Consider the following 589-nt stretch of genomic DNA (forward strand, 5'->3'; position numbering starts at 1 on the left):
CCTCTGACTTCCTTGCGGGGCAGCATCGAGGCGCCCGACAGGAGTGAAGCGGCTCCCCTCCATACGGGCGGAGTCCCACGGGTGTTCAAACGTCGCTGAAATTGTCTCCTGATTACGGCAGTTGACGGCCGTGCGCCTGTGCGAGCACCTTCGCCTCCGTCTCCGGGTCGACGCCCTTGCCCGGCCGGTCCGGGCGCTGCGGGGCCACCCCGCCGAGCGACCTCAGCCAGCTCCAGGTGTCGGCGACGGTCTCCTCGACCGGACGGCAGCCGAGGCCCGCCGCGACCGCGCGGGAGACGTCCGAGGAGTGCAGGGCGTCGTGCAGATCACTGCCCGGCGGCACCCACACCGGCAGCTCGGTCCACGGCGCGATCCCGGCCTCCAGGATCACCTCGGGGCCGGTCCAGCACAGCTCGGCACCGCCGCCGGTGACCCGCGCGCAGGCCTCCAGCAGGGTGCCCATGGTGGCGTGCCCCTGCGGGGAGACCAGGTTGTACGGCCCGCTCAGCCCCCGCTCGACGCCGCCGAGGATCCACTCGGCGAGATCACGGACGTCGATGTACTGGATGGGCAGGTCCCGCGGGCCCGG

General features: G+C 72.5%; 1 pseudogene. It reads right to left on the reverse strand.

Annotated elements, in window-relative coordinates:
* Nucleotides 1–112: 112 nt before the first annotated feature.
* Nucleotides 113–589, reverse strand: a pseudogene (locus CCN42_RS37515) (reductase); the annotation flags it as partial.

This window comes from Streptomyces glaucescens (genome assembly GCF_002154375.1).
Classification (GTDB): domain Bacteria; phylum Actinomycetota; class Actinomycetes; order Streptomycetales; family Streptomycetaceae; genus Streptomyces; species Streptomyces glaucescens.